Annotated in this window: 21 protein-coding genes and 1 pseudogene; 17 read left to right on the forward strand and 5 right to left on the reverse strand. The window is 62.2% G+C overall.

What is annotated here, in order from left to right:
• The first annotated feature begins 151 nt into the window (after nt 1–151).
• Genes ACFFJC_RS20445 through ACFFJC_RS20455 form a run of 3 tightly spaced genes read left to right on the forward strand, consistent with a single transcriptional unit; the run spans nt 152 to nt 4,629 of the window.
• Nucleotides 152–379 (forward strand): TonB-dependent receptor plug domain-containing protein, encoded by a 228-nt coding sequence (locus ACFFJC_RS20445; protein ID WP_276207875.1) that lies wholly within the window; start codon nt 152–154, stop codon nt 377–379.
• Between the two features lie 30 nt (nt 380–409).
• Complete coding sequence (locus tag ACFFJC_RS20450; RefSeq protein ID WP_155282121.1) at nt 410–2,143, forward strand: TonB-dependent receptor; 1,734 nt, start codon at nt 410–412, stop codon at nt 2,141–2,143.
• A 59-nt stretch (nt 2,144–2,202) separates the two neighbouring features.
• Complete coding sequence (locus tag ACFFJC_RS20455) at nt 2,203–4,629, forward strand: TonB-dependent receptor (protein ID WP_080727120.1); 2,427 nt, start codon at nt 2,203–2,205, stop codon at nt 4,627–4,629.
• A 103-nt stretch (nt 4,630–4,732) separates the two neighbouring features.
• On the opposite strand, the pseudogene ACFFJC_RS20460 reads toward ACFFJC_RS20455, so the two are convergent.
• Nucleotides 4,733–6,082 (reverse strand): annotated as a pseudogene (locus tag ACFFJC_RS20460) (IS1380 family transposase).
• A 366-nt stretch (nt 6,083–6,448) separates the two neighbouring features.
• On the opposite strand from ACFFJC_RS20460, the gene ACFFJC_RS20465 reads away from it, so the two are divergent.
• The 9 genes from ACFFJC_RS20465 to ACFFJC_RS20505 all read left to right on the forward strand — a co-directional run bounded on the left by ACFFJC_RS20465 (nt 6,449) and on the right by ACFFJC_RS20505 (nt 15,880).
• Nucleotides 6,449–7,948, forward strand: coding sequence for an NAD-dependent succinate-semialdehyde dehydrogenase (locus ACFFJC_RS20465; protein ID WP_037513043.1), 1,500 nt, complete (start codon nt 6,449–6,451; stop codon nt 7,946–7,948).
• 124 nt (nt 7,949–8,072) lie between these two features.
• Entirely contained in the window at nt 8,073–8,690 is a 618-nt protein-coding gene (locus ACFFJC_RS20470) for a UbiX family flavin prenyltransferase (protein WP_025548158.1), read from the forward strand.
• On the forward strand, nt 8,690–9,259 hold the full coding sequence (locus ACFFJC_RS20475; protein WP_037513044.1) for a hypothetical protein: 570 nt from the start codon (nt 8,690–8,692) through the stop codon (nt 9,257–9,259). The genes ACFFJC_RS20470 and ACFFJC_RS20475 overlap by 1 nt, the downstream gene beginning before the upstream one ends.
• On the forward strand, nt 9,256–10,815 hold the full coding sequence (locus ACFFJC_RS20480) for an FAD-binding oxidoreductase (protein ID WP_037513045.1): 1,560 nt from the start codon (nt 9,256–9,258) through the stop codon (nt 10,813–10,815). The genes ACFFJC_RS20475 and ACFFJC_RS20480 overlap by 4 nt, the downstream gene beginning before the upstream one ends.
• Before the next feature lie 34 nt (nt 10,816–10,849).
• Complete coding sequence (locus tag ACFFJC_RS20485) at nt 10,850–12,295, forward strand: aldehyde dehydrogenase family protein (protein WP_037513046.1); 1,446 nt, start codon at nt 10,850–10,852, stop codon at nt 12,293–12,295.
• A 26-nt stretch (nt 12,296–12,321) separates the two neighbouring features.
• A complete protein-coding gene (locus tag ACFFJC_RS20490; protein ID WP_379489189.1) occupies nt 12,322–13,776 on the forward strand; it encodes a non-oxidative hydroxyarylic acid decarboxylases subunit C in 1,455 nt (484 codons plus the stop codon).
• Nucleotides 13,773–13,997: a non-oxidative hydroxyarylic acid decarboxylases subunit D gene (locus tag ACFFJC_RS20495; protein WP_037513049.1), complete on the forward strand. Its 225-nt coding sequence runs from the start codon at nt 13,773–13,775 to the stop codon at nt 13,995–13,997. The genes ACFFJC_RS20490 and ACFFJC_RS20495 overlap by 4 nt, the downstream gene beginning before the upstream one ends.
• 39 nt (nt 13,998–14,036) lie before the next feature.
• Nucleotides 14,037–15,482 carry an FAD-binding oxidoreductase gene (locus ACFFJC_RS20500; RefSeq protein WP_379489188.1) on the forward strand — a complete coding sequence of 482 codons (1,446 nt, stop codon included), beginning with the start codon at nt 14,037–14,039 and terminating at the stop codon, nt 15,480–15,482.
• Nucleotides 15,483–15,514: 32 nt separating this feature from the next.
• Nucleotides 15,515–15,880, forward strand: coding sequence for a c-type cytochrome (locus ACFFJC_RS20505; protein ID WP_013832790.1), 366 nt, complete (start codon nt 15,515–15,517; stop codon nt 15,878–15,880).
• Here the strand turns inward: ACFFJC_RS20505 and ACFFJC_RS20510 are convergent.
• Nucleotides 15,822–16,376: a TIGR02444 family protein gene (locus tag ACFFJC_RS20510; protein WP_013832789.1), complete on the reverse strand. Its 555-nt coding sequence runs from the start codon at nt 16,374–16,376 to the stop codon at nt 15,822–15,824. The two genes, ACFFJC_RS20505 and ACFFJC_RS20510, sit on opposite strands and share 59 nt — an antisense overlap.
• A 120-nt stretch (nt 16,377–16,496) precedes the next feature.
• Nucleotides 16,497–17,357: an alpha/beta fold hydrolase gene (locus tag ACFFJC_RS20515; RefSeq protein ID WP_037513057.1), complete on the reverse strand. Its 861-nt coding sequence runs from the start codon at nt 17,355–17,357 to the stop codon at nt 16,497–16,499.
• Between the two features lie 148 nt (nt 17,358–17,505).
• On the opposite strand from ACFFJC_RS20515, the gene hpaH reads away from it, so the two are divergent.
• The 5 genes from hpaH (at nt 17,506) to ACFFJC_RS20540 (ending at nt 21,558) form a co-directional block, all read left to right on the forward strand.
• A complete protein-coding gene (gene hpaH, locus ACFFJC_RS20520) occupies nt 17,506–18,354 on the forward strand; it encodes a 2-oxo-hept-4-ene-1,7-dioate hydratase (RefSeq protein ID WP_037513059.1) in 849 nt (282 codons plus the stop codon).
• 61 nt (nt 18,355–18,415) lie between these two features.
• Nucleotides 18,416–19,156: an HpcH/HpaI aldolase family protein gene (locus ACFFJC_RS20525; RefSeq protein WP_230588710.1), complete on the forward strand. Its 741-nt coding sequence runs from the start codon at nt 18,416–18,418 to the stop codon at nt 19,154–19,156.
• Nucleotides 19,157–19,404: 248 nt separating this feature from the next.
• Nucleotides 19,405–19,629, forward strand: a complete 225-nt coding sequence (locus tag ACFFJC_RS20530; protein ID WP_052076710.1) for an IS110 family transposase — start codon at nt 19,405–19,407, stop codon at nt 19,627–19,629.
• Nucleotides 19,629–20,648 carry an IS110 family transposase gene (locus tag ACFFJC_RS20535; protein ID WP_206366622.1) on the forward strand — a complete coding sequence of 340 codons (1,020 nt, stop codon included), beginning with the start codon at nt 19,629–19,631 and terminating at the stop codon, nt 20,646–20,648. The genes ACFFJC_RS20530 and ACFFJC_RS20535 overlap by 1 nt, the downstream gene beginning before the upstream one ends.
• A gap of 127 nt (nt 20,649–20,775) precedes the next feature.
• Nucleotides 20,776–21,558: a CoA transferase gene (locus ACFFJC_RS20540; protein WP_037513063.1), complete on the forward strand. Its 783-nt coding sequence runs from the start codon at nt 20,776–20,778 to the stop codon at nt 21,556–21,558.
• Between the two features lie 9 nt (nt 21,559–21,567).
• Here ACFFJC_RS20540 and ACFFJC_RS20545 read toward each other — a convergent pair whose 3' ends face one another.
• Both ACFFJC_RS20545 and ACFFJC_RS20550 read right to left on the reverse strand, forming a co-directional pair.
• The gene (locus ACFFJC_RS20545; protein ID WP_230588712.1) at nt 21,568–22,803 is read right to left on the reverse strand and encodes an MFS transporter; all 1,236 of its coding nucleotides are present in this window, start codon (nt 22,801–22,803) and stop codon (nt 21,568–21,570) included.
• Between the two features lie 115 nt (nt 22,804–22,918).
• Nucleotides 22,919–23,731: an IclR family transcriptional regulator gene (locus tag ACFFJC_RS20550; RefSeq protein ID WP_037513068.1), complete on the reverse strand. Its 813-nt coding sequence runs from the start codon at nt 23,729–23,731 to the stop codon at nt 22,919–22,921.
• Nucleotides 23,732–23,867: the final 136 nt, after the last annotated feature.

A 23,867-nucleotide genomic window follows, 5' to 3' on the forward strand; every position in this document is an offset into this window, starting at 1 on the left:
GTCAAGCGCGGGCACCAAGCGTTAGATTCCATCCACTAGTGTCGCGCTCGCTCAGGATACAACAGCCGAGCAGCCCAAAGATGAGCAGGCGTCGACCGGTATCGAAGATATCGTTGTCACTGCGACCCGCCGCGAAGCAAGATTGCAGCAGGTGCCCGTGGCCGTCACAGCGCTGGGCGGAGATGCCCTGCAATCGGCCGACGTCTCAACAGTAAGGACGCTGACCCAGCTGGTGCCTGGCTTTGTAGGCAGCCGCAACATGGGTGTCTTCCAGCCCGTGGTTCGCGGTGTCGGCTCAACCGGCATCTCGATTGGCGACGAACCCAATATCGCCACCTACATCGACGGTGTCTATCAGCCCGAATCTGCCGCAAACTGAATCGATCTGGTCGAGGTCGAGCCGGTTGAGGTGCTGCGCGGTCCGCAAGGCACCACTTTTGGTCGCAATGCGACGGGCGGGCTGATCAATGTGATCACGCCGGACCCCAGCTTCGATTTCCGGGGCAAGGCTTCCTTGCGGGTCGGTCGGATGCGGCGCGAAGCGGGCGACTATGACGCGCGGCTCTATGTGACCGGCCCGATCAGCGAAAAGGCCGCGATCGATCTATCTGGCCTCTTCCGCAAGAACGATGGCTATATTGACGATCTGGTGCGTGGTGGAACGCTTGGCGATCAGCGGGTCATCGACCTGCGCAGCAAGGTTCTGTTCAAGCCTGCGGACAATTTCAAGGTTGTCCTGACCGGCGAATTCTTCGATCAGCAGAGCACCACCAATTCGCCCCAGCCGGTCGACGGCAACACTGCTGGACGGCGGTTTCCTGGCGTCATCCTGCCAACGGGCCCCTGGCAAGCGTCGTTGGCCGAGGCGCCCGTGCTGAACCTTCGGCGGTGGACCTTCGCCCTGCACACCAAACTCGAACTGGTCGCAGTCAACCTGGAAACCACCAGCGGTTTCCTGAACTTGCGCTGGACCCAGATTACGGATTCGGATGCCTCGAATCTGCGACTAGGGAATTTTCCAGCGATCTTCCGCTCCGAATCCGGCAGTCAGGAAATCAAGCTCAGCTCGTCGAACCCCGGGCCGTTCCAATGGCTCGTAGGCGGCTATTTCTACCAGTTCGGTGGCAGTTCCTTCCTCCAGCCCTGGACGGCCGCGAATCCTACTCTCCCCCTAGCCGGGCCGACGCTTGAGCCGGATCTCGGCGGTCGGTCCTTCGCGGGCTTTGCGGACGCGACCTATGAGGCCACGCCCGGCCTGTTCGTGAATCTCGGTGGCCGTTACACCACGGAAAAACGCGAGTTCTCGCAAACGGTGAATGGCACCCTAGTCGTCAACGACGTCGATCGGACGTTCAATAAGTTCAACTACAAAGTCGGCCTTCGTTACGAAATTAGCAACACCACGAACGTCTACGCAAGTTGGAGCACCGCCTTCAAGAGTGGTGTCTACAATATGGCGAGCACCCGCAACGTGCCGGTCGAACCGGAGGAAATCAAGGCCGCCGAATTCGGTATCAAGTCGGATCCGCTCAATTGGCTGCGGGTCAACCTTGCGACTTATTACTACGATTACAAAAACCTTCAACTGCAGTCGAAGGATTCGCTTGGCGCGGGATACATTCTCCAGAATGCCGCCAATGCGGAAATCTATGGCGGCGAACTGGAATTGACCGTTGCACCCACCAGAGATTTGAAGTTGCGCGGGGCGCTAGCCTACACCCACGCGCGCTACAAGGATTTCACGGCCGCCCAAGGCTTTCTCCCGCGGGCTGACGGCGGAAATACCGTCGTAACGCTGGATGCTTCGGGCAACGTCATGACTCGTGCACCGAAATGGTCAGGCAACGTCGGCTTTGACTGTGGGCATGATCTGGGCGGCGGTCGGTTGAGCATCAACGGCAACCTCTCTTTCAGTTCGCGCCTCTACTACGACTTCGCCAACATTTTCTCGCAAGGTGCCTATACCTTGTCGAACATGTCGATTGGCTGGACGCCCGAGAGCGAGAAATGGAAAGTTTCTCTGTGGGCCACCAACCTGACCAACGAAAAAGTGTTCCAGACGATGCGCCCCGGCGCGCTATCGACCGATGGTTTCTACGAGCAGCCGCGCAAGATCGGTGGGACGGTTGAAGTCAGGTTTTAAAACGAGGTGGGAAAATGGATCGGAACCGCGATCCAAATCAAACTCAAGGGAGAATATGCATGTCTATGATGTACAACACGGGCAGCGGCAAGCAATGGCTGCTTACTGGCAGCAGCCTTGTGCTTGCTTGCCTTGCCTTTGCTCCGACCAACGCTTTCGCGCAGGACGCCAAACAAGCCAGTGCCGCAGCGCAGGAGAACGAGGATACCGGCGGTCTTGACACTATCGTCGTCACCGCGCGCAAGCGCGAGGAGAATGCCCAGGAAACGCCGATCGCGGTTACCGCGATGAGCGGTGCAATGATCGAAGACCGACAAATTGCCAACGTCGCGCAGGTTGCGTCCTTCGCGCCCAATGTGAACATTCAACCCGTCGGCAACATCTCTGGCTCCAGCGCCTCGCTCACCGCTTTTATCCGCGGCGTTGGCCAAACGGATTTCAACATCACCGTCGATCCCGGTGTCGGCATCTATGTTGATGGCGTCTATGTTGCCCGTTCGGTCGGGGGCCTGCTCGACATGGCGGACATTTCGAACGTCCAGATCCTGCGCGGTCCGCAGGGCACCCTGTTCGGCAAAAACACGATTGGCGGCGCGATCATTGTTAATACCAACGAACCCGGGAATGACTTCGAACTCAAGCTCGAAGCCGCAACCGGACGCTTCAACCGTGCCGATATCAAGGGCATCGTCAATATCCCGATCAGCGATACGCTGGCGATGCGCGCCGTGGCGTCCTACGAAACCCGCGACGGCTACCAGCGCCGCCTGTTCGACGGCGGACGACAGGGCAACAAGGACAGCTTCTCTGGACGCGTCGCCTTCAAGTGGGAACCGACCGACAACTTCAAGGCAATTCTCGCCGCCGACGTCAACATTCGTCGCGAAGAACAGGCAGCTATCTATCTTATCGAAAACCGGGACTCACCCGATCTTCTGCAAATCGTGAATCTGCCTGACGGCCGTCAAGTTGCCTTCCCTAGCTCAAACTTCGGTTACAACAAGCTGGGCGGTGGCGCTGGACAATGTGGCGCCCCGGGTGAACTGGCGCCGGTGAGCAATCCGAACTGCGTTTCTTCCCGATGGGTAACGGGCGATATCGATACGACTTGGGCCGGAGGTCCGAACCGTTCCGACTTCGACCTTTGGGGTACTAATCTGACGCTCGAGTATGATTTCGGCGGCGTGACACTCAAGTCGATCAGTGCGTACCGCGACCAGAAGTCGGTCATCGAATACGACTTCGACGTGACTCCGCACGAAGTGCTGCAGCTGACCAACAACATCGACCTGTGGCAAGCTTCGCAGGAATTGCAGCTCAACGGTAACCTGTTCGACGACAGGCTCAAGTTCGCTCTGGGCGCCTATTACTTGAAGGAAAAGGGCCAGGACATCGAACCGCTGCGGTTCGGTTTCGCGAACTTTTTAAGCGGCGGCAAAATCAACAACGACAGCTATGCAGCTTACATGCAGTTCACCTACAAGGTCACCGACAAGCTTTCGATCACTCCAGGTATCCGCTACACCAACGAAACCAAGCGTTTCGACCCTTCGGCCCAGGTAATCTATCGCGATTTCACCGCGGGTCTTCTCCCACCCTATCCTGATGGCGTGTTCATTCAGTACAGCCGCTGCCTGGTCGGCCAGCCAGCGCCGCAGCTGCTGCCGAACGGGTTCCCTGACCCGGCATGTGTTCCGTCGGCGACCAATCCTGGCGGCAACCACAATCTGCCCGCGGTCGAGGTGTCCGCCAAGGCCAAGGAATGGACCCCGGCGGTCTCGGTGAACTATCAGTTCACCGACGACATCATGGGCTATGCGTCCTATTCCAAGGGCTTCAAGAATGGCGGCTTCAGCCAGCGTATATTCCCGGGCGAACTCGTCACCCCTGCTTTCACCCCGGAATTCGTCGAATCCTACGAAGTCGGCCTCAAGACCGAATTGTTCGACCGGCGCCTGCGCATGAACATCGCGCTGTTCCAATCCGACTACAGCGACATCCAAATCGTCGTGAACGAGGGTATCGCGCCCAAGGTTCGCAACGGGGGTGTGGGCCGGATCAAGGGCTTCGAGATCGAAGGCCAGGCCGCCCCGACCGACTGGCTAAGGATCGACTATGGTGTCGGTTACCTCGATGCCTATTATCGTTCGGTGGATCCAAGTGCTTTCCCGGTAAACGTGAACTCCAAGTTTGCGTTCGTGCCCGAATGGACAGCGACGATCGCCGCGAATGCGACCGTTTACGAGAGCGACAAGGGCAAGTTCGTTCTTCGCGGCGACTGGTACCATCAGAGCGTCACCTTCAAGGATGCCATCAACAGCCCGCAGCTGTATCAACCCGCCTATAGCGTGTTCGGCGCCAGCGCTTCGTTCACCGACGCCAGCGACCACTTCACGGTAACGGCAGGTGTCACGAACCTAACCCGCACTATTCATGATGACGCCGCTCCGGGTTCGTCTGGCCTCGATCTGTCGGTGGCCCAGTGATCAGGGCGAGCGGCTTCGCCGGCGTTTTTCACCGCGGCAGGAGCAATGGGCTTTTCGAGGTTGATGGACTGGGCTCGGGGGTTCGGCGGCACCGCCGCGCTGGCTATGTGGGTGCTGGCCGGAGGCTGATGGCGATGGCTCTGAACACGCTGGCATCGGGGCAGGCTGACGCGAAGGCGACGCGGATGCGCGTGGCGGTTTCGATAACGCGGGCAGCGACCTTGAGCAGCCGCAGGCGCAGCGTTGCGAACTCGGCGGCGGCGAGTGCGGTGGCTTTTGGGATTTCCTGCTGGATACGCCACAGGAGCCAGTAGGCGACGGTGTGCAGGATGAGGCGCATTTGATTGGCGTTGGCAGAGCGGCACGAGGTGCGATCGCTGGCGAGTTGGGTCTTGTGCCGCTTGATCAGGTTCTCGGCGTTGCCGCGAGCGCAGTAGAGCGTGTCGTAGATGTGCTCGGCCGAGCCGTCGGCCAGCGAGGTGACGACATAGCGGATGTCCATGCCCATTGTGCTGGCCTCGATTCGGGCGACGACGCGGCGCTGGCAGTTCCAGCTCTTCGCGCCGTAGCGGGTCTCGGCATAGCTGCGCAGGACCGGGTATTGGCGCTGAGCCCGCTTGACCGCGCAGGCATCGGCGACAGCGACGATGACCGGATCGCCACGCAGCGCGGCGTTGGTCGGCAGGCCGAACACGTAATCGACGCTGGCCGCCTCGCAGAAGGCCATGACCTCGGGCCGGCCATAGTGCCCGTCGCCGCGGATGGCGATGTGCGTTTCCGGCCAGTTTCGGCGGATGTGACGCACCAGGCGCCGGATGTGGCCGGCAGCTTCGGCACCCGACGGTGTCTTGCCGGTGCGCAGCAGCATCGCCACCGGCCGGCCGGTGGCCGTGTCTTAGACATGGATCGGCAGGAAGCAACGCTCGCCATGATGACCATTCCAGAATGAGAGTTGCTGATAACCGTGCACGACATCGCAGGTATCATCGATATCCAGCGTCACCGCCGCCGGCGGGGCGGGATAGCTGGCGCAGTAGATGTCGATCATCGCGGCCATCATCCTGGCTAATTCGCGCGAGGTCGGTGCGTTCTCCCACCGGCTCATCGTCGGCTGACTGGCCAGCCCCACGCCCGATCCCGGCAGCTTGCCCAGGGCCAGGCGGAAGCCCGGATCGTCGCGCAGGGCGTCGAGGTCATCGGCGTCCTCATAGCCGCAGGCGATCGCGAACACGCGGGCACGCAGGATGTCGTCGAGGCGATGAACCACCCGCGCAGGATCGCGCCAGTCGGCAATGCAAGCCGCAAGCCGATGGCAGATCCCCATCGTGCGCTCGGCCTGCGCCAGCAGCAGGACACCGCCGTCCGATGTCAGCCGGCCACCGTCGAAAGCGGCTGTGACTTTCTTGCGCCCGACCGCTGGGAATCGGAATGTGCTTGCGATATCGTCATTCATGGCGGGTGTGGCCTGTGGCATTTTCTGCCCTGCGGCAGGTTCGGCTTCGACACCCAGTTCCTAATTCAGATCAGAGGCTTATGCCACTCCCGCCAACCCGCCAGACCCGGTCCGGTGAATAGGACGGGCTAACCGACAAGCGCTACATCCAGGGCGGCTATGTGGATTTGGACGTTGGCGGCGTCGCCGAGGCAACCTATTCGCGGCCGCGCGAATGGTTCCTCAAGGTCGCCTACAAGTACTGACGGCTCTGCCTGGGGTGACCGAAAGGTCACCCCATCGATTGGGGGGGATCCGCTCCGGCGGTTCCGCCCCGTTTCGTTTGCATCCCTTGAACTTCCCAACCGACTGCCAAGGTTTCGCTCCATGCCTGTTTCCCAGCCATCCTTGTCCCGGCCCGAATTCGCTGCAGGCCTGCCGATCGTCGATGGCGAGGCCATAGCCACTACCGAGCGGGCGATTGCCGTGATCAATCCTGCGACGGGGATGGCGCTGACGGAAATCCCCCTCCTGGGTGCGGTCGAGGCGAACCGCGCCGTCGAAAGCAACGCCAGAGCCTTCGGGGAATGGCGGGCCCATTCGGCCGCCGAACGCGCCGCCATTCTGCACGCTTGGTTCGCGCTTGTTCGCGAAAACCGCAACGATCTGGCAATGCTGCTCACGGCCGAACAGGGCAAGCCGCTCGCCGAAGCGCTGGGCGAGATCGACTATGCGGCCAGTTTCATCCAATGGTTCGCGGAAGAAGCCCGGCGCATCAATGGCGAGATCATCCCCGCCCAACGCGATCGCCGGGTCCTGGTTCTCAAGCAGCCGGTGGGCCTGGTCGGCGCGATTACGCCATGGAATTTTCCCGCAGCGATGATCACGCGCAAGGTCGCGCCCGCCCTGGCCGCAGGATGCACCGTTACACTCAAACCCGCCGAACTGACCCCGCTCACGGCCTTCGCGCTGGCCCGGCTGGCACTCGAGGCCGGTGTTCCGGCGGGCACTTTCAACGTCATCGCAGGCGATGCGCCGGCGATCGGATCGGTCCTGACCAGCCATCCCGGCGTTGCCAAATTCACCTTCACCGGCTCCACCACGGTTGGCAAGCTGCTGACCGCGCAGTGCGCGACGACGCTCAAGCGGGTGTCGATGGAGCTGGGCGGCAACGCTCCGCTGATCGTGTTCGACGATGCCGATATCGACGTCGCCGTGGCGGGCACGATCGCTTCAAAGTTCCGAAACACCGGCCAGACCTGCGTCTGCGCCAACCGCATCCTGGTGCAGAACGGCATCCATGACCGGTTCGCCGAAGCGCTGGCCGCCAGAGTCGCGGCTTTCCGCGTCGGCAACGGCCTGGAAGGCGAGACCGATCAGGGCCCGCTGATCACCGCCGCGGCATTGCAGAAGGTGCGCGAACATGTCGGCGATGCCGTCGGGCGCGGTGCCCGGATCGTCACGGGAGGCGAAGGCCATGAAGCCGGCGAGCTGTTCCACCAGCCCACGGTCCTGACCGGCGCCAACCCGGACATGCGGCTGGCGCTGGAAGAGACCTTCGGACCGGTCGCTCCCCTCTTCCGTTTCGAAACCGAGGCCGAAGCCCTGACCCTGGCCAACAGCACCCGCTCGGGCCTGGCCGCCTACGCATTCACCCGCGACATGGACCGGTTCTGGCGCCTTGCCGAAGGTCTCGAGGTCGGCATGGTCGGCGTCAACAACGGCATCATTTCTTCGGAAACCATGCCGTTTGGCGGGGTCAAGGAATCGGGACTGGGGCGCGAGGGATCGCGTCACGGGATCGACGAATTCCTGGAACTCAAGGCCATAAGTCTCGGCTTGCCGCCGCAGCCTGCGATTGAAGCGGAGAAGCCCCGAAGGACATAGCTTCAAGGTGCTCTTACATGTTGCTTATAGTACAATTTGTTGCATAATGGTTGAGGGAGAAGGATTCGGCCATGAACGTTGCGACGGGAGTACGCAGGGAACGCGCGGGCGGCGCAGTCCGCCCATGAAGCGCGTGGTCGTTGCCATAACCGGAGCGACGGGCTCGGTTTACGGGCAGCGCCTGCTCGAAATGCTCCGCGAACAAGGTGGCTGGGAAACTCACCTCGTCATGTCGCAAGCCGCCTTGCTCAACATCCGCGAAGAAATTCCGGACGGCCGTCGCCTGATCGAAGGTGCGGCCGATGTGGTGCACAGCGTCCGCAATGTCGGCGCCAGCATCGCCAGCGGTTCGTTCCTGTGCGACGGCATGGTGATAGCGCCCTGCTCGATGCGCACTCTGGCAGCGGTGGCCCACGGTCTGTCCGACAATCTGATCACGCGCGCCGCCGATGTGATGCTGAAGGAGCGGCGCAAGCTGGTGCTGATGACCCGCGAGACGCCGCTCAACCTGGCTCACCTGCGCAACATGGTCGCCTGCACCGAAATGGGCGCGGTCATTTTTCCACCGGTCCCGGCATTCTACGCCCGTCCTGCAGGCCTTCAGGACATCGTCGATCACAGCTGCACACGGGTGCTGGATCACTTCGACATACATCGCAACGCAGCGGGCCGCTGGCAGGGACTTTCCACCGAGAGTGCGGTCGCCGAACCGGCGCCGCTGAAGATCGAAAGGCAGGCATGATGGCTTGGGATATCAAGCGACGCGAGCTCCTGGGAGCCGGAGCGCTGGGCGCAGCCGTGGCCGGGCTTGGCGTATTGCCCGGAGCGGCGGCGGCCCGCGCACGCAGGGTGACGGTGATCGAGGAAAGCGCGTCGCCGGAAAGCCGGATGTTCGCGGCGACGCTTGCCGAAAGCGGCGTGGTTGGCCGGACCATCCGGCTTGACCGGTCGCTCAATGTCCTTCTGCACGAACTGGACGATGCCGATGGCCTGATCGTTGGCCTGACTTCGGATCCCGCAGCCATGATCGCCGGACAGGTCCTGGTTGAGCGCGGCGCCCGCCCGGCGTTGCTGTGGCGGCACCATTACACGGGCGGACGCTGGCAGCATCGGACCGAGGGCGCGGCGCAACTGCTCCAAGGCGCCGCGGCGGCATGGCCGGTGGCCGTCGCGCACCTGGTTCGCGACGCGCTCGGTGCCCCAACCGAAGCTCGCTTGAACACCTGTCAGTCGGGTTCGTGCGATATCGCGGCCGGCAGCCCCGGACTGCTGGCCTCCTGGGTTTATGAAATCGGGGGAGACCTGTCTTGAGCCGCATTGTTCCCCAGGGTGTCGACGCATCCACTTTCAACAAGGCGCTCGACGAGCTTGCCGCGGTTGTCGGCAAGCAATGGGTATTCCTCGACGAGCTTCCGCTTTCGGCTTACCGGGACGCCTATTCTCCGCTGGCCGATGGCGAAATGCTGCCGTCCGCCGCTGTTGCGCCCGACGGTGTCGAGCAAATCCAGAAGATCCTGGCAGTCGTCAACGCCTACAAGATCCCTGTCTGGACCATCGGGACCGGCCGCAATTTTGCCTATGGTGGCCCGGCTCCGCGCAAATCCGGTTATGTCATGCTCGACTTGCGGCGGATGAACCGCGTGATCGAGGTCAACGAGAAATACGGCTACGCGCTGGTCGAGCCCGGCGTATCCTACATGCAGTTGTACCGCCATCTGCGCCAGATCCGCAGCAAGCTGTGGATCGATCCTGCCGCACCAGCCTGGGGCGGCGTGATGGGCAATGCGCTGGAGCATGGCGCCGGCTATACCCCCTATGGCGACCATTTTGTCATGCAGTGCGGCATGGAAGTGGTGCTGGCCGATGGTGAAGTCGTTCGAACAGGACAGGGCGCGCTTGCCGGATCGAAGCATTGGCAGGTCACCAAGCACGTGGCCGGCCCGCATTTCGACGGCATGTTCACCCAATCCAATTTCGGCGTGGTGACCAAGATGGGCATTTGGCTGATGCCGGAACCGCCGGGCTACAAGCCCTTCATGATCACCTACCAGAAGGAGGAGGATCTCGAGGCGATCTTCGAGGTCACCCGGGCGCTCAAGGTCAACCAGATCATCCCGAATGCGGCGGTTGCGGTCGATCTGCTGTGGGAGGCCTCGGCCAAGACCACGCGGCGCCACTATTACGATGGCAAGGGCCCGCTGCCGCCGTCGATCCGTGCCAAGATCGCCGCGGACCACGATCTGGGAATGTGGAACTATTACGGCGCGCTGTACGGCCCGCCGCCGGTGATCGAGAACAACTGGAAGGTGGTGGAGGATGCCTTGATGAGCATTCCCGGCGCCAAGGTCCATTTCGATCGCAAGAACGATCCGGCCTGGGACTATCGCGTACGGCTGATGCGCGGCGAGCCGAACATGACCGAATTCAGCATCATGAACTGGATCGGCGGCGGCGGGCACATCAACTTTTCGCCGATCTCGGCGCCCAGTGGTTCCGAAGCACTTGCCCAATACAAGCTGATCAAGCAGCGCTGCAACGATCACGGCTTCGACTACATCGGCGAATTCCTGGTCGGCTGGCGCGACATGCATCACATCCTGATGATCATGTACGACCGCGCCGACGAGACGATGCGCAAGAGCGCCTACGACCTGTTCGGCCTGCTGGTCGACGAGGCTGCGGAGGCGGGGTTCGGCGAATACCGCACGCACCTCGCCTTCATGGATCAGATCGCCAGGACCTACAAACACAACGACGGCGCACTCTGGGATCTCCACCACCGCCTCAAGGATGTTCTCGATCCCAACGGCATTCTCTCTCCTGGCAAGCAGGGCATCTGGCCCAAGGCGATGCGCACAACCGCGTGACCGCGCCGGAATCTGATTGAAGGATACTAGCAAGATGAAGAACCTCGATCACTGGATTGGCGGCGTGGCGGTAGCGCCTGGAAGCGGCACCTATTTCGACGACCTCAATCCGGTCAACGACAGCGTTTACGCCAGGGTTGCGGCGGGCACGGCCGCCGACGTCGATCGTGCTGTGGAGACCGCCGACAGGGCATTTCGCCAGCACCGCGATCTGCCCGCCGCGGTGCGCGAAGGCTGGATGGTCAAGGCCGCTGAAATCATGGAGCGCGACGCCGCGCTGTTCAGCGAGGTATTGATCGACGAAATCGGTTCGCCCGCCGCCAAGGCCGGGTTCGAGACGCGGTTCGCGGTGAGCTTCCTGCGCGCTGCGGCCGGAGTGCCGCGGCGGGTCCGCGGCGAGACAATTCCCTCCGACACGCCGGGCCGCTTCAGCATGAGCCTGCGCCAGCCGGTGGGGGTAGTCGCCGGGATTACCCCGTTCAACGTGCCGCTGATCAAGGGCATCAAGCAATCTGCGATGGCGCTGGCGACCGGCAACGCCTTCGTTCTGCTGCCGTCCGAAGCCGCCCCCAAGGTCGCCGATCTGCTCGCCGCCCTGTGGCGCGACGCCGGCGTGCCCGATGGGCTGTTCAACATCGTCTACGGCAACGGCGCGGAAATCGGCGATGCCCTGACCGGTCATCCCAAGGTTGCCTCGATAACCTTCACCGGGTCGTCGCGAGTCGGCAAGCACATCGCCGGGATCGCCGGCCGGAACCTCAAGAAGTACACACTCGAACTCGGCGGCAAGAGCCCGTTGATCGTGTGCGCCGATGCCGATCTCGAAAAGGCCGTCGGTGCCGCGCTGTTCAGCATCTTCATGTATCAGGGCCAGGTTTGCATGGGGGCATCGCGGATCTACGTTGAACGTCCGATCTTCGACGCCTTTGCCAAGGCCTTCGCCGCCGCGACGGCCAAGGCCAAGGGCGGCAACCTGCGCGAGCCCACCACCATGCTCGGACCGATCATTTCGGAACGCCAACGCGATCGAGTCCGCCGGCATATCGACGATGCCCGCACCAAGGGCGCGGTAATTCTTGCAGGGGCCGAATGGAATGGCAACCTTTGCTCGGCCACGGTGCTGAGCGGCGTGACGCCAGAGATGACGGTCTTTGCCGAAGAAACCTTCGGTCCGGTCACTTCGCTCTATCCATTCGACGCGCTCGAGGAAGCGATCGACCTGGCGAACGACACCGAATACGGCCTGAGCGCGTCGATCTTCACCCGCGATATCGACAAGGCCCTGCGCTTTGCCCAGCAAGCCGAGGCGGGGATGGTCCATATCAACGCTCCGACCCTCCACGACGAACCGCACGTCCCGTTTGGCGGCACCAAGGCTTCAGGGTTCGGGCGTGAAGGCACCGAGGCCGATCTGGAAATCATGACCGAGTGGAAATGGGTGACCGTCCAGACGGCCACCGCCGGCCAAGGCGGCCATTGAGCTGGTCTGACTGAAGGGAACTGATGATGCAGGATCTGGCCAAGCAATCGCGGTCCATCACCTCGCTGCGGGACTTCCTCGAACTGCTGGGCGATGCCGGACAGGCGATCACCTGGAGCGAGCGGGTGATGCCCGAGCCCGACGTGCGCAACATCGCGGTCGCCGCATCGCGCGACGCCAACGGCGCGCCAGCGATCGTGTTCGACAACATTGCCGGATACCCCGGAAAGCGCACCGCGGTCGGCGTGCACGGTTCGTGGGACAATATCGCGCTGTTGCTCGGCCGCCCCAAGGGAACGACAATCCGCGAACTGTTCTTCGAGATCGCCGGGCGCTGGGGCGATGCGGCGGCGCAGATCAGCACCGTTCCCGAAGCCCGGGCGCCGGTTCATGAATGCCGGATCGAAAGCGGGATCAACCTCTACGACGTGCTGCCGGTCTACCGCATCAACGAATACGATGGCGGCTTCTACCTCGGCAAGGCATCGGTGGCGTCGCGCGATCCGGAAGACCTAGACAATTTCGGCAAGCAGAACGTCGGCATCTACCGGCTGCAACTGCAAGGTCCCGACAGCTTCACCCTGATGACCATCCCGTCGCACGACATGGGCCGGCAGATCATGGCGGCCGAACGTACCGGCCTGCCGCTCAAGATCGCGGTCATGCTGGGCAACCATCCGGGCTTGGCGGTGTTCGCGGCGACACCGATCGGTTACGAAGAATCGGAATATTCCTATGCCTCGGCGATGATGGGCGCGCCGATCCGGCTGACCAAGTCGGGCAATGGCATCGACATCCTCGCCGACAGCGAGATCGTGATCGAAGCCGAAATGCAACTGGGCGAACGTGTCCTGGAAGGTCCGTTCGGCGAATTTCCCGGTTCCTACAGCGGGGTCCGCAAGGCGCCGATCTTCAAGGTGACGGCCATCTCGCACCGCAAGAACCCGATTTTCGAGAACATCTATATCGGCCGCGGCTGGACCGAACACGATACCCTGATCGGCCTGCATACCTCGGCCCCGATCTATGCGCAGCTGCGCCAGAATTTTCCGGAAGTCACCGCGGTCAACGCGCTGTACCAGCACGGGCTGACCGGGATCATTTCGGTCAAGAACCGGATGGCGGGCTTTGCCAAGACCGTCGCGCTGCGCGCGCTGAGCACTCCGCACGGCGTGATGTATCTCAAGAACCTGATCATGGTCGATGCCGATGTCGATCCTTTCGATCTCAACCAGGTGATGTGGGCGCTTTCCACCCGCACCCGCGCCGACGACATCATCGTCCTGCCCAACATGCCTGCGGTCCCGATCGATCCTTCGGCCGTCGTTCCCGGCAAGGGTCATCGCCTGATTATCGACGCGACCAGCTACCTGCCCCCCGACCCGGTCGGCGAAGCGCATCTGGTCACCCCTCCGACCGGGCCGGACATTGACGAGCTGAGCAAGAAGATCCGGGCCATGCAACTGGGAGCTTTGCAATGAGCAAGACGGTCTGTCCGCGCTGCGCGACCGGCGGCGCCCTCGCTGACTATCAAGGCAAGGAAGGCGGCAAGGTGGTGTGGACCATCCACCGTTGCCCGACTTGCTGCTTTTCGTGGCGCGACAGCGAACCGGACAGCGCCATCGGCATCGGGATTCGTTCGGCGCACTTCGCCGTCGATGCAGCCAATCTCGATCGTTACGTGAAGATTCTCCAGCAATAGACAGGCGGAACAGGACCCATGACAGACCAAGCTCGCCAGATGGCCGCGCTGACCGCGGTGGAAGCTGCGATCGGCGCCGCGGCAGTCGATCGCACCCCTCAGGGGCTGGCCCGCTTTGCAATCAGCGGCGCGGCACCGCTTGGCATCGTCTTGCCGGCGGATGAAACCCAGCTCGCCAAGGCGCTGGAGGCGGCGCGAACCGCCGGCGGTGTGCTGCAACCCGTGTGCAACGGCGCCCACGGCCTCGAAAAGGCAGGGCTGGACAAGGTCATCATCCTCGACCTCCAGCGCATGAACGCAATTCTCGAGGTGAACGAGGAGCTGGCCTATTGCCTGGTCGAACCGGGGGTGACCTTCCGCCAGCTCGATGCCCATATCAAGGAAAAGGGCATCAAGCTGTGGATCGACCATGGCGGCAACCCCGACGCCAGTGTGGCCGCAAGCTTCGTCCATCGTCAGCCCGGCTACACCCCCTACTCCGATCACTTCCTGATGCAGTGCGGGCTTGAGGTCATGCTCGCGGACGGAAAGCTTGTGCGGACGGGCATGGGCGCCATGCCCAAGAGCACCTGCTGGCAACTGTTCAAGTTCGGCTACGGCCCCTGGGTCGATGGCCTGTTCACGCAGTCGGATTTCGCGGTGCCGACCAAGGTCGGCATGTGGATGATGCCGCAACCGCCAGCCCACCAGACCTTCATGGTGACCGTGCCCAAGGAAGACCAGCTGGCCGATCTGCTCGACGTGCTCGGGCCGCTCAAGCTCAACATGGTCGTGGCCAATGGCGTCGCGGTCGGCAGCGCGCTGCACGAAGCCGCCCTGCTCGGCAAGAAGCGCGGCGACTATGATGGCAAGGGGCCTATGGCGGCCAGCGCGGTAACCGCTGCGGGCGAGGCGCTGGGCCTGGGCCACTGGAATCTCTACGGCGCGCTCTATGGCTTGCCAGGCAATGTCCCGATCCTGTGGGATATGGTCAAGGGGGCGTTTTCGTCGATCTCCGGTGCTCGGGTGATCGCCGACGGCAAGGGCATCGATCCCCGCCTGTGGGCGTGGCGTATTGGCGCCATGACCGGCGTGGTGGCCGATGCGCCAGCATTCGTTCCGGCATGGAGCGGCGATCAGGCGGTTGCCGCCAACCCGGTGAGCCCCGTAGATGGTGAGGAGGCCATGCGGCTCTACGAACTGTCGCGCGACATCTGCGCCAAGCACGAATTCGACTATCTTGGCGAAACCGTGGCGATGTGGCGTTCGGCCAATCATCGCCAGATCCTACCTTTTGCCACCACGCAGATCGAAAGTGCCGCCCGGGCCCGCGAATGTGCCGCTGTGCTGATCGCGGCACAGGCCGAAGCCGGTTTCGGGCAGGCGATCGCCGAACCCGGAATGCGCGCAGCGGTCGACAAGACGTTCGAAACCAGGGGACTCTCACTCCTGCATGAACGGATCAAGAAGGCGCTCGACCCCGCGGGCCTGTTCGCATCCGCCTGAGCCGCCCCGCGATTATCGGAGTTGGAGACAAAATGAACAAGCTGGCTATCCTCTCACTCGTTGCCATGCTCGGTGCCTGCAAAACGTCACCGAATTCAGTTAAACCCGATGGTGCTGAGAATTATGCGTTGAACTGCGCAGGATGCCATAATCCTGGTCCCGGCCATCCCGCCACGATGTTGCTCGACCAACTGGGCCGGCCGGTCCCGGCATTGATCGGCCGCAAGGACCTTGAACTCGACTACCTGAAGGCAGTGGTGCGTCAGGGCCTGATCGAGATGCCGCCATTCCGTCCGACCGAATTGAGCGACGAAGAGATCGCCGAAATCTACGCCTATCTCAAGGATGCGGAGCCGCCCGCGCAGACCCCGGCAATACCGGCCAAGGGAGCGCCTTGACGATCAGCTGCGCTAGCGGCGCGGTGGCAGAATCGGGCGCTTCGATGGACTGCCGGTATCGCTCCAGGCTCGCCCTTGCCGCTGCTTGGGGCGTTGGCGTTTCGCCGCCCCGTTGCAAGCCTGCCGCCAAAGTTTCCACCATCTCCGCCTGGACAAGACGTTCGGCCTCTAGTTCGACCTGCTTGAGAGCCCCGTAAATCTTGTGTCGCGGAGTTTCGGCAACGGGATCAGAGGGCTTGGCCCAGCGCCTCGCCCGGCGCAGCGGATGCACCAGGTTGTCGTTGAGCTGCGCGACGGCTTCGCGCAGCTCACAAATCCGTTCGGCATCAAGCGCCTTCCGCTGCATCTCCGCCACCCACAAGCCCAGCAGCAGCAGGTTGACATCGAAACCGTATTCGTCCTGTAGGGCAATGCACAGTTCCGCCACCTGCGGCTTAGCATAGACCTCGAGCGAAAACGCCCAGAAGGCTTCGGCATCGGTTGCTGATTCATTCATGCGCGGCACCTTCAAACGGAAAGGGTGGCCAGACAAGACGCCCGACCACCCCTTCACTTCCTTGGTTGCCCAGCCCTGCTCTGCAAAGCAAGCGCCCGGCGCTTATGCTGCCGGCTGCGCTCAGAACGAACGCGCGCCGAAGTGAATCTCCAGCATCGGCCGCATCACGTCCCAGCGTTCGAGCTGCGACCAGTGGCCGGAGCGATCGAGCACGTAGAGCTCGGCATGCTTGAGGTGTTCGATCAGGTAGAGGCTGGTATCGAGCGGAACGATGCGATCCTGCCGGCCGTGGAAGATCAGCACCTTGTGCGGCAGCTTGCACAGGATCGACGGCGGCATGTTGAGCGTATCAACACCCTGCTTCATCGAATCGATCATCTTGACCGCGGTCTTCATAATCTCGGGATCGGTGGCGATCTTGTAGCGGTTCTTGACGATTTCTTCCATGCCTTCGAACTTGTCGGGGTCATAGGCGAAACTGTGCATCAGCTGGCGATAGCGCGAGGGCCGCGGATCGGAATAGAACGACAGCAGCCGCACCAGTTCGGGCGTCTTCGGGCCCGGCGCACCGATCGAGCCCATCAGCACCACCCGGTCGATCCGGTCAGGCTCCTCGCTCATCATCTGCAGGGTCAGCGCACCGCCCATCGAATTGCCAACGACATGGGCTTTATCGATGCCCAGCGTGTCCAGCAGCCCGAAGCACTGGTCCACCCGTGTACCGATCCAGGCCATGACATTGTCGGGCCAGGGTTCGGGGATGACCGACTGTCCGAAGCCGATCAGGTCCGGTGCGATCACGAAGAAGTTTTCCGCCAGGTCGGGCATCAGGTGCAGCCAGTTCGATCCGGCATGGGCTCCCGGTCCTGCCCCGTGCAGCAGCAGCACCGCCGGCTTGCTCGGATCGCCGGCCAGAAGGGTATGCGAAGTCAGGCCTCGCCCCGTAATCCTTTCTTCCCGCACGCTTGTGTCGATGGTCATCCTCTATCTCCGCAGGTTTGCTCTTGTGCCTATTCGCCGCCGCCTTTGCGATCAAGGCAGGGGTCGTTGGGAGGCGCAGGATGTGGTAGACGACCATTCGTTATTGTGCAATGCATTTGGCATAATGCTTGAGGATCAGGGAGAGGATATGACAAGCCCGAATCGCGGCGCTCGATCCGGTCAATCGCAACCAACGCTTGATCCTGCTCTAGTCGCGGAGCTCGCGCGGGAACTCGATGCCGCCGAGCAGAACCGCAAGCCAATCCGCCAGTTCACCGCCCGCTATCCGGACATGACGATTGCCGATGGCTATCGGATCAGTAAGCAATGGGTCGATCTCAAGCTCGCGCGCGGGCGGACGGTCCATGGCCACAAGATCGGCCTCACCTCGCGCGCCATGCAGCAGGTCGCAGGCATCACCGAGCCGGATTATGGCACCTTGCTCGACGACATGGTGTTCGAACAGGGCGGCGACATCCCTTGCGACCGTTTCATCACCCCCAAGGTCGAGGTCGAACTGGCCTTTGTCCTGGCCCGCCGGATCGAAGGCCCGAATGTCACCGTGTTCGACGTCCTGCGGGCAACCGAATATGTCATCCCTTCGGTTGAAATCATCGACAGCCGAACGACAGTGGTGGATGCCGAAACCGGCGCCCGCCGCAAGGTGCAGGACACGATCAGCGACAATGCGGCCAACGCCGGCATCATCGTCGGCGGCCTGCCGATGCGGCCCGACAAGGTCGACATGCGCTGGATTGGCGCGATGCTGAGCCGCAACGCGGTGGTCGAGGAAACCGGGATCGCGGCGGGCGTGCTCAACAACCCCGCCAATGGCATTGCCTGGCTGGCCAACCGGCTGGCGCCTTGGGGGCAGGCGCTGGAACCCGGCGAAGTCGTCCTGGGCGGCTCGTTCACCCGTCCGGTCGAAGCGCGGCCGGGCGACGTTTTCAACGCCGATTTCGGGCCGATGGGCGCGATCGGTTTCCGGTTCGTTTGAGGCAGCCGCGCAGATGAAAACTCCTGCGAACCGCTTCAAGCAAGGCCTGGGCGAAGGCCCGGTGCAGCTCGGCTTCTGGCTCGCGCTGGCAAGCCCGAACATCGCCGAAATCTGCACCGGGCTTGGCTACGACTGGGTGCTGGTGGATGCCGAGCACGGCGCCCAGACCTTGCCGGGCATCGCCGATCAGCTCCGCGCGGTGGACGCCAATCCGCCCTGCTCGGCGGTCGTGCGCGTTCCGAGCGACGATCCGATCGCGATCCGCCAAATTCTCGATCTCGGCGCCCAGACGATCATGGTGCCGATGGTCGAAACCGCAGAACAGGCTGCGGCGATGGTCAAGGCTGCGCGCTATCCACCGCAAGGCGAGCGCGGTATCGGCGGTGCCCGGGCCGCGCGCTGGGGGCGCTACCCGGCCTATGTCGCCGATGCCAACCGGCGGCTGTGCATCATCGTCCAGATCGAGACCGCGCTGGCGCTGGAAAACATCGAGGCGATCGCCTCCGTCGACGGCATCGATGCGCTGTTCGTCGGCCCGGTCGATCTGGCCGCGTCGCTGGGTCTGCTGGGCGAAAGCAATTTCGCCGCGCTGTACGAAGTGACCGCGGGCGCTCTGGCCCGAATCCGGGCAACCGGCAAACCTTGCGGCATCCTGTCGCGCGACCAGCGCCTGGTGCAGCAATTCCTCGATGGCGGAGCGCGCTTCATCGCGGTCGGGATCGATGCCTTCGCGCTGGCTAAGGCGGCCGGCGACATGGCCAAGGAATGGGCGGCCCGGATCGCCGGGCAAGCAGAGGACTGAAACGATGCCGACGATCGGATGGCAGACGCCTCCCCCCTGTATCTCGTTGAGGCCCGTCAAGCTGTAAGCTGCGGACGGGCCAGCCTGCCGGGAGCTACCATTCGCCCCCCTGCGCCTTGAGCACCTGGGGGGGACCTGTGCCTCGGTTGGTGGCCGCGATGACGTCCCGTAGGGAGTAAGCGTCGTGAACGCCAATACAGGGAAAGACGAAGATCGCGGCTGGCCCCGACTGGAAGGGAGTAACAGTTATGGATCAGGAAAGACGATGGTTTGTGGGCGTCGACTGGGCCTCGCAGGCGCACCAGGTTCGATTGACGGATGCCGATGGCTCCAAGCTCGGCGAACGCAGCTTTGAGCATGGCGGTGCGGGTTTGACGGAACTCGCGACCTGGATACTGGCGGCGACCGATGGGTTCCCGATCATATTCATGTCGCGATCGAGGTGCCGCACGGTCCGGTCGTCGAAAGCCTGATGGAACGCGGATTCCATGTCTATGCCATCAATCCCAAACAGCTGGATCGCTTTCGCGATCGCTTTTCTCCAGCGGGCGCAAAGGACGACAGCCGGGACGCGATGGTGCTGGCGGATGCCTTGCGAACGGACGCGCATTGCTTTCGGCCGCTGCTCACGCTCGATCCCCTGCTCGTCGAATTGAGAGAATGGTCGCGTATCCTGGACGAGTTGCACCTTGACCGTACGCGCCTGGGTCATCGCGTGCGTGAGTTGCTTTGGCGCTATTATCCTCAATTGCTCGAAGTGTCGCAGGACATCGCGGCGCCCTGGTTCCTCGCTTTATGGCGGCTGGTGCCGACGCCGGCCAAGGTTGCCCGTGTCCATGAAGCGACCATCGCCAGACTCCTTAAGCGATACCGCAGCCGGCGTTTGCATGGCCGACAGGTGCTCGAAATGTTGCGCACCATCCCGGTCCCCGTAGCGGCCGGTACTGTTGCAGCCGCAACGGGCCAACTTGAAACCGTCGCTGCCCGACTGGATCTGGTCAATTACCAGATCGCATCCGCAGAGCTTCAACTCGACAGGCTGACAGTAGCCCTTTCAGTCCCGGTGGAACCCTCTGGACCACAGCTCGGGGAGCAGCGTGACGTGGCGATCCTGCGAACCTTGCCGGGCGTCGGAAGAATCGTTCTCGCCACGCTGCTCGCAGAGGCTTCCGATGCTCTGCGGCGACGAGATTATCATGCTTTGCGATGCCTGTCTGGCGTCGCGCCTATTACCAAGCGATCCGGGAAGAAGCGTGAGGTCCTGATGCGGCAGGCGGTCCAGGGACGACTGCGCAACGCTGTCGATCACTGGGCTCGTGTCGCCGTTCAACACGACCCCAGGAGCCGAGAAAAATATGCTGCGCTTCGTGCCCGTGGACACGGTCATGCACGCGCATTGCGATCTGTCGCCGATTGGTTGATCGCTGTCGCTTGCAAGATGCTGGTCTCTCAAACCGCCTTCGATCCGTCCCTCGCCCGAAGAGCTGATTGACCGCCTCATCTCTCCAGAAGCGAGCCGTTGCGCGGTGGTCCGCGCAGCGTAGCCTACGGCTGCGCGAAGCGGACCGCCGCGCAACTCAACACTTGTCAAATGGTGGGGAGTCCCCCCCGCCGGTGGCATGGCCAAGCCGCTGAGCGGGGTTCGCGTGCTGGAGCTGGCCCGGATCCTGGCCGGTCCATGGTGCGGACAGCTGCTGGCCGATCTTGGCGCCGAAGTGATCAAGATCGAACGCCCGGTCAGCGGCGATGATACCCGCCACCGGGGCCCGCCATTTGTCGTCTCGGACAGCGGCGAAAACCTCGGCCCAGCCTATTACCACTCCACCGCAATCAACCGGCAGCACGAAACCGGACTGAACGCCCATATCGACATGACCCTGCTCGATACTCAGGTAAGCGTCATGGCGAACCAGGCGCTGAACTGGATGACCTCGGGCACCGTGCCGCGCCGGGTCGGCAACGGCCACGCAAATCTGGTACCCTATCAGGCCTTACCGACCAGCGTCGGGGATCTGGTCATCGCAGTGGGCAACGATGGCCAGTTCGCCAGCCTCTGCCGGGTGCTCGGCGTCGGGCTTGATAGCGATGCCCGCTTTCCCACCAACCCAGGCCGGGTTCGCAACCGCGAGGTCTTGCTGGCCGCGCTCGAAGCGCTGACTGCAACCTGGACCCGGCAGGAGCTGGCCGACGCGCTCGAGGACGCCGGCGTTCCGGCGGGTCCGATCAACGAACTCGACGATGTCTTCGCCAACCCGCAGGTTATCGCGCGGGGCATGGCAATCACGCGCGACCAGCGAACCGGGGTCGCCAGTCCGATCGTGATCGACGGGGTGCGGATGGTCTCGGATATTGCGGCGCCCGGCATCCCCGAAACGGTTGAGGAGCCATTAACCTCGTCCTGAGGCAAGCGCCTATCGGCTCGACGGATTGAGGCGCTGGAACAGCTTACCCCGTTCGCTATAAAGCACAAGGGCCAAGGTCAGCGACCCGACCAAGACCAGCGCAATCGCGAGCGGCCGCGGTGTGCCATCGTAGACATAACCTATCAGGCCGCCCAACCCTGCCCCCAGAACCAGCCGGAAGAATGCCTGAACCGATGCGGCCGCGCCGGCAATATGCCCGAAAGGCTGCAAGGCAATTGCAGTGAAATTGACGAAGACGGTAATCAGCAGGCACATGTTGAGAGACATGAGGACGACAAACTGGACCAGGGTTTCGCCGGGAGCTGAGGCCAGGAGCAATTGTCCCACCGATGCCGCAAGGTGGCAGAAAATTGCGGCATGGCCGATCCGCCGGGTGCCAAAGCGCTCGACGATCGCCGAATTGACCAGGCTGGCCAGCGCCATGGTCGCCGCCATCGAGCCGAAGATCAGCGGATAGGCCGAGCCTGCCCCGAAATGCTCGCCGATCAGTTGCTGCGAACTGTTGATGAACCCGAAGTGCCCGCCGAAAATCAAGGACATGCCAATGACATAGCCGATCGACATCCGGTTCCCGAGCACCGTTGCAACATTGCCCAGCAAGTTGCCCGAGCGCTGCGACTGCCGGTTCTGCTTCGGGTTGGTTTCTTCCAATCTGAGCAGGAACCAGCCCGTGACCGCCAGCGCCAAAGCACCGATCACCAGGAAGATCGCCCGCCATCCCGCGAGCTCGAGAATCGCATAGCCCAGGCTGGGCGCGAAAGTCGGCACCGCCATGAACAGCATCGCCACCACCGCCTGCAGCTTGGCCATGCCGGCACCTTCGTAGCGATCGCGGATGATCGCCAGCGGCAGCACCGTCAGCCCGGACGATGCGAACCCCAATATCGCGCGCAGCGCCAGAAGCACATGGAAGTCGCGCACCAACGCCGAAACCGCATTGACGATGACGAACAACGCCATGTAGCCGAGCAGGACTGGTTTGCGCCCGTAGCGATCGGAGATTGTTCCAGGTATCAGCGAACTCAATCCCGAACTGATCAGGAAAACGCTGATGATCAGTTGGCGCTGGTTCGATTGGGCAACCTCAAAATCGGCAGCGATATGTCCGAGAGCCGGCAGCAGCGAGGTGAAGGCAAGCGACTGGAGCGCCTGTATCATCGCCATCATGGCAATGAATTCCCGGCGACCACTGCGGGGTCCAGCCGCAGGATTTTCGAGGTTCATCTAACCCTGCTCTCCTGAATCTACCACGGAGCGTCATCTATCCGCAACAAGCGAGCAAGAGTTCAAGGTGTGCCGCTCTCACTGTGCAGTGCATTGCAAAAGGTGGTACACAAGCTCAAGTTGAGCCGGGCCAACCGATCGCTTCGCTCGCCAGCCGCGCCGCCTCCATAATTCGTGCGATCTTTGCCTCGCTGAAATAGGTCTTGTCCTGTGAACGAGCAAGAACGCTCATCGTCGCGGCCAAGCTATTCTGCGAGTCGAAAACCGGCACTGACACCGCTGCAAGACCTGGCACTACCGAGCCGCATGTTCTCGCATATCCAAGTTTGCGCACAGATTGGATTTCCTTGGACAGATCGGCATCTTTAACGATTATCCCCTTGGCTCTTTCCATCTCGATGCGCTCTCTAGTCTGCGCAGGTGGGCAATGGGTTAGGAAAAGACTGCCGGTGGAGGAGCCTTGCAACGGCAAAGTGGATCCAACATGCATTGAAGTGAATAGTGGGATGCCACCGTCAATCCAGCGAATTACCGTCGGCCCATAGTCGCCCCAAACGCTGAGTAACCCGGTCGTTTGCAACTCATTCAGCAGTCCCTCAAGGTGTCTTGTGGCGATTCGCACTGGATCGAGCGTTGCAATCGCCCCTAGCCCCAAGCGTACCGCAAGGGTACCAAGTGAATACCGGCCGCTGGACGCATCCTGCTCTACCATTCCGGCATTGACGAAGGCAAGCAAATATCGGTGTGCTTGACTGCGGGACAGCCCAGAATGGTACGCAACATCGCGAAGAAAAGATCCACCAGGATCTGTTTTCAATAGAGAAAGTAGCACCCTTGCACCAATTTCTACGGATTGAATTGATTTCCTTCGGCTAACAACCTCCGGAATATCGACGCTGGACACTTTATATGCATCGGGTTTTGTCATACTCAATTTTTGACCTGTTCATCTGAAAATAGACAGTTTTCCCTAATGCCATGCTAGGGTGCGAGCCACGGTTTCGCAACCGCCTATTGGATAGCCCCTAGTGGATGGAATCTAACGCTTGGTGCCCGCGCTTGAC

It is taken from the genome of Novosphingobium soli, assembly GCF_042432915.1.
GTDB classification, from domain to species: Bacteria; Pseudomonadota; Alphaproteobacteria; order Sphingomonadales; family Sphingomonadaceae; genus Novosphingobium; species Novosphingobium soli.

Coding starts and splice junctions, on each gene's coding strand:
- ACFFJC_RS20455 (WP_080727120.1), top strand. CDS start 2,203: ATGTCTATGATGTACAACACGGGCAGCGGCAAGCAATGGCTGCTTACT.
- ACFFJC_RS20465 (WP_037513043.1), top strand. CDS start 6,449: ATGCCTGTTTCCCAGCCATCCTTGTCCCGGCCCGAATTCGCTGCAGGC.
- ACFFJC_RS20470 (WP_025548158.1), top strand. CDS start 8,073: ATGAAGCGCGTGGTCGTTGCCATAACCGGAGCGACGGGCTCGGTTTAC.
- ACFFJC_RS20475 (WP_037513044.1), top strand. CDS start 8,690: ATGGCTTGGGATATCAAGCGACGCGAGCTCCTGGGAGCCGGAGCGCTG.
- ACFFJC_RS20485 (WP_037513046.1), top strand. CDS start 10,850: ATGAAGAACCTCGATCACTGGATTGGCGGCGTGGCGGTAGCGCCTGGA.
- ACFFJC_RS20490 (WP_379489189.1), top strand. CDS start 12,322: ATGCAGGATCTGGCCAAGCAATCGCGGTCCATCACCTCGCTGCGGGAC.
- ACFFJC_RS20495 (WP_037513049.1), top strand. CDS start 13,773: ATGAGCAAGACGGTCTGTCCGCGCTGCGCGACCGGCGGCGCCCTCGCT.
- ACFFJC_RS20500 (WP_379489188.1), top strand. CDS start 14,037: ATGGCCGCGCTGACCGCGGTGGAAGCTGCGATCGGCGCCGCGGCAGTC.
- ACFFJC_RS20505 (WP_013832790.1), top strand. CDS start 15,515: ATGAACAAGCTGGCTATCCTCTCACTCGTTGCCATGCTCGGTGCCTGC.
- ACFFJC_RS20510 (WP_013832789.1), bottom strand. CDS start 16,376: ATGAATGAATCAGCAACCGATGCCGAAGCCTTCTGGGCGTTTTCGCTC.
- ACFFJC_RS20515 (WP_037513057.1), bottom strand. CDS start 17,357: ATGACCATCGACACAAGCGTGCGGGAAGAAAGGATTACGGGGCGAGGC.
- hpaH (WP_037513059.1), top strand. CDS start 17,506: ATGACAAGCCCGAATCGCGGCGCTCGATCCGGTCAATCGCAACCAACG.
- ACFFJC_RS20530 (WP_052076710.1), top strand. CDS start 19,405: ATGGATCAGGAAAGACGATGGTTTGTGGGCGTCGACTGGGCCTCGCAG.
- ACFFJC_RS20535 (WP_206366622.1), top strand. CDS start 19,629: ATGGAACGCGGATTCCATGTCTATGCCATCAATCCCAAACAGCTGGAT.
- ACFFJC_RS20540 (WP_037513063.1), top strand. CDS start 20,776: ATGGCCAAGCCGCTGAGCGGGGTTCGCGTGCTGGAGCTGGCCCGGATC.
- ACFFJC_RS20545 (WP_230588712.1), bottom strand. CDS start 22,803: ATGAACCTCGAAAATCCTGCGGCTGGACCCCGCAGTGGTCGCCGGGAA.
- ACFFJC_RS20550 (WP_037513068.1), bottom strand. CDS start 23,731: ATGACAAAACCCGATGCATATAAAGTGTCCAGCGTCGATATTCCGGAG.